Source organism: Peribacillus sp. P4_C12, from assembly GCF_056402095.1.
On the sequence record NZ_JBFUIB010000352.1, the window covers coordinates 1 to 3993 of the forward strand.

General features: G+C 40.1%; 4 protein-coding genes. All 4 read right to left on the reverse strand.

Annotated features, from left to right (window positions below; translation table 11 throughout):
- Positions 1-188: 188 nt before the first annotated feature.
- On the reverse strand, positions 189-2351 hold the full coding sequence (locus AC1DUW_RS22705; RefSeq protein WP_477643526.1) for a penicillin-binding protein: 2163 nt from the start codon (positions 2349-2351) through the stop codon (positions 189-191).
- Positions 2352-2353: 2 nt separating this feature from the next.
- On the reverse strand, positions 2354-2710 hold the full coding sequence (gene ftsL / locus AC1DUW_RS22710; protein ID WP_053345231.1) for a cell division protein FtsL: 357 nt from the start codon (positions 2708-2710) through the stop codon (positions 2354-2356).
- Positions 2711-2740: 30 nt separating this feature from the next.
- On the reverse strand, positions 2741-3673 hold the full coding sequence (gene rsmH / locus AC1DUW_RS22715) for a 16S rRNA (cytosine(1402)-N(4))-methyltransferase RsmH (RefSeq protein WP_053345230.1): 933 nt from the start codon (positions 3671-3673) through the stop codon (positions 2741-2743).
- A gap of 52 nt (positions 3674-3725) precedes the next feature.
- On the reverse strand, positions 3726-3993 hold a 268-nt coding region (gene mraZ / locus AC1DUW_RS22720), incomplete at its 5' end, for a division/cell wall cluster transcriptional repressor MraZ (protein ID WP_477643527.1).

Consider the following 3993-nt stretch of genomic DNA (forward strand, 5'->3'; position numbering starts at 1 on the left):
GGCGCAAAGGCGCCGAGGAGGCTCCCTGACCGCCCGCGGAAAGCGAGTGCCTGGAGTGGAAATCAACGTTCGAATTTTTACAACCCCTCAAAAAAACTGTAGACAAACTCGATTTTCATCGAGTTTGTCTACAGTCTGAAAGAGGGTGATCTATTTGGATCACCCTCTTTTTTAAAATATCTATATTTTTAATCAGACCCTTTATTCTCATTACTTGATAAATTATCGGCAGCGCCTTCTGGTTGGGACAATTCAACATTGAAAGAGTCCCCTTCCTTAACCTTTTTACCTACCTTGATATTCTGTTTACTCACATAACCTGTTCCTGAAGTTTGGAGATCCAGCTTCGCAACCTTAGCTAATTTCATTACATCACGTAAGGACCATCCTTTCATATCAGGAACTTTCATATCACCTTCTGTTCGAAGGATTATTTTTTCACCCTGTAAGAGGGTGCTCCCTGCTTTAGGTGATTGATCGAGAACTTTTCGACCGCTTCCGATCGTACTAACTTCATATCCTAACTGTTCCAGCTCCTTAACAGAAGAACTCTCAGATTGATTAGTATAGTCTTCAATTTTATTGGCTGTTTGTTTTTTCACATCAGAAGGCTTTATATTTAAATATTGCAGGCTATTTTGCATGACAGGATTAAATATTTCAGACAATGGATCCGCTCCTACATATGTGGCACCTAAGTTTGGCTTTTTGACCGCCACATAGATGACCAGTTGTGGGTCATCTTTTGGAGCCATACCTAAAAAGGAGAATACATAGTTATTCTTCCCTTCTAAATATCGGCCTGTTGGACCGGCAATCTGAGCTGTACCTGTTTTCCCTGCTACTTCGTATCCTTCAATGGCATATTTTTTCCCTGTTCCTTTTTTCGCAGAGATTACCGTTTCCAAATAGTCACGTACTTGCTTAGCAGTCTCTGCTGAAATCGGTTCACCTGATACTTTTGGTTTTGTCGTTTTCAATACTTTTCCGGTATCCTGATCGGAAATACTTTTAATCACATACGGTTGCATCATTTTTCCATCATTAGCAATTGCCGAAGCTGCTTGGATCTGTTGAATCGGTGTAACGGTTGAACCTTGGCCAAAGGATGTTGTAACCTTTTCAAGCTTATATTTATATTGAATTTTACCAGTTATCTCATTCGGCAGATCAATCCCCGTCTTATTATCGAAACCAAACTTCGTCAAATATTCTCGGAAGGTATCCGCACCGATTTTATCCATTGCCAATGTCGCAAAAGCGACATTGGAAGAACGTTGTACACCTTCAAGAAAGGTCATACTTTTTCCTCTTTCGATTCCGCTGTGATCACCGATGGAGCCCGCTCCCGTCTTGTAAGTGCCGGCAGTAAAACTTTCATTGGGATTAAAGACCCCTTCTTCCACARCAGCCGCAAGGGTGAACGTTTTCATGGTTGAGCCTGGTTCGAATGATTCTTCAATAGCAAGGTTACGCCACGTATCCGTAAGCCCCTCTTTCGTTGTCGGATGGAAGGTAGGTCTTTGCCCCATCGCTACAATTTCCCCCGTTTTGGGATTGGATACAATCGCTATGATTTGCTCGGGATCATACTTTTCTTGCACTTTACTCAACGAATCTTCCAAGAAAGTTTGTATTTTCTTGTCGATGGTCAACATTACATCATTACCATTATCCGGAGCTACCACCTTTTCCTTCGTATCCGGTAAAAGAATTCCCCATTTGTCACTGTCATATGTCAGCTTTCCATCCGTTTCCTGCAATTCTTTATTGAGGTACTTTTCAATTCCGAACTTACCAGCCATTTCTCCGGTTTTCTCATCTTTTTCTACATAGCCAATTAGATGAGATGCGAAGATTCCATTCGGATAAAAGCGTTTATTCGTTCTTCCAAATGTAATTCCCGGCAGTTCCAATTTTTCTATTTTCTGTTTGACAACCTGAGTCAAATCCTTGCCGGCCTTACCAAACTCCACCTGGTATGCCTCTTTTTTCGTAAGGCGCTCATAGATGTCCTGCTCATCCATATCTATATATTTAGCAAGTTTAGCAGCCGTCATTTCTGGGTCTTTGACATGCTCAGTTTCCTTTTCACTAAGTACAGCCCTTAAAATATAGGAAGAAGTATCCTCGGCAATGACTTCACCCTTTGTATCGAGGATACTTCCCCTTTTAGCTTCTATGACCTGTTCTCTTTCATATTTCTTGTCGATTTTCGAAGCTAGTACCTCACCACCGGCTGTGCCTGTCACCTGAATATACAAAAAGCGGCAGATTAATACAAAAAAGAGCAGGCCGAATAAGAAGAATAATCCGGCTGCTCCATGCTTCATATTTTTTTGTTTCTGCATTATCACTGCACACCCTTCACATTATTCTTATTTAACTTGAACCCTAGCTCTTCAGCTTTTTTCCAAATTCTTTCGTATGTACTAAGTTCATCAACCTGCACTTTCAAATCTTCGTTCACTTTACTCTGTTTATCAATTGATACTTCGACTTGCTGGATCTCTTTATTCGTTTCATAAATGGCCGCTTGGTTAGAAACTATTTTCACTCCCAAAAATGTAACCATAATAGCAAGGGCACATAGTAAGATTACTTCACCAATGGATATCTTCGCTTTACGGATGACCACTGTTTGATGTGTCTGTTGTTGCTGTTGGTCTTCATATTGCTGTTCTTGCATTTTTTTGGCTATAGAACTCATTCATGCTCCCCCTTACTGATTTTTCTATATTTATTGTTTCTCGGCAATTCTTAACTTAGCTGAACGGGAACGATTATTCCCTTCCAATTCTTCTTCTGAAGGTAAGATTGGTTTTCTCGTGATTAATTTCATAGGCGGTTTAAATTCATCAGGAATAACTGGAAGTCCATGCGGAAGGTCAGGCAAGGCACTAGCTTTCTTAAATACTGTTTTACAAATTCTATCTTCTAGAGAATGGAATGTAATGACAGATATTCTTCCTTCTATATCCAATAGGGAAATAGCTTGCTCTAAAGAATCTTCAAAGACACCAAGTTCATCATTTACAGCAATTCGTATTGCTTGAAATACTCGTTTCGCGGGGTGTCCACCTTTTCTTCTTGCCGGTGCAGGAATTCCATCTTTAATTAGCTCTACAAGCTCAAACGTTGTTTCAATCGGTTTTATTTCACGAGCTGCTTCAATTTTCCTGGCAATTTGTTTAGAAAATTTTTCTTCTCCATATTGAAAGAAGATTCTCATCAATTCATGGAATGACCAAGTATTCACAACATCATATGCAGAAATAGCAGCACTCTGATCCATCCTCATATCCAGCGGCGCATCATGGTTATAACTGAATCCTCGCTCTGGCGTATCCAATTGTGGAGATGACACACCTAAATCATAAAGAATCCCATCCACTTTCTCGATTCCCCGGGCATTCAACTCTTCTTTTAAGTATTTAAAATTATTAGGAACGAGTACAATACGGTCTCCATAGCTTTCTAATTTAGCCTTAGCATTCTGAATAGCCGTCTCGTCCTGATCAAAAGCATAAAGTCTGCCCTTGTCAGATAGCTGTGAGAGCAAGTATTCACTGTGGCCTGCCCCTCCTAAAGTACAATCTACATAAATTCCATCAGGTTTGATGTTTAATCCATCAACCGTCTCTTTTAATAACACTGTTGTATGTTGAAACATGCTAGACATCCTTCCAATCGGTTATTGAGTAACTCTATTTCTGAGGGCAGCCTTAAATATCAAAGCCAATCATATTTTCTGCTATCTCAGCGAAAGAATCCTCTGAAGCTGAAAAATAGTTTTCCCAAAGGGATTTGCTCCAAATCTCAATACGATTGGTAACACCAAGAATTACACATTCTTTTTCCAATTGGCCATATGAAGTAAGCGGCGTGGGAATATTTATTCGCCCTTGTTTATCTATTTCGCATTCTGTTGCTGCCGAAAAGAAAAAACGGGTAAAGGCTCGGGCATCTTTTTTTGTTAAAGGCAGGGCTTTC

Coding starts and splice junctions, on each gene's coding strand:
- ftsL (WP_053345231.1), bottom strand. CDS start 2,710: ATGAGTTCTATAGCCAAAAAAATGCAAGAACAGCAATATGAAGACCAA.
- rsmH (WP_053345230.1), bottom strand. CDS start 3,673: ATGTTTCAACATACAACAGTGTTATTAAAAGAGACGGTTGATGGATTA.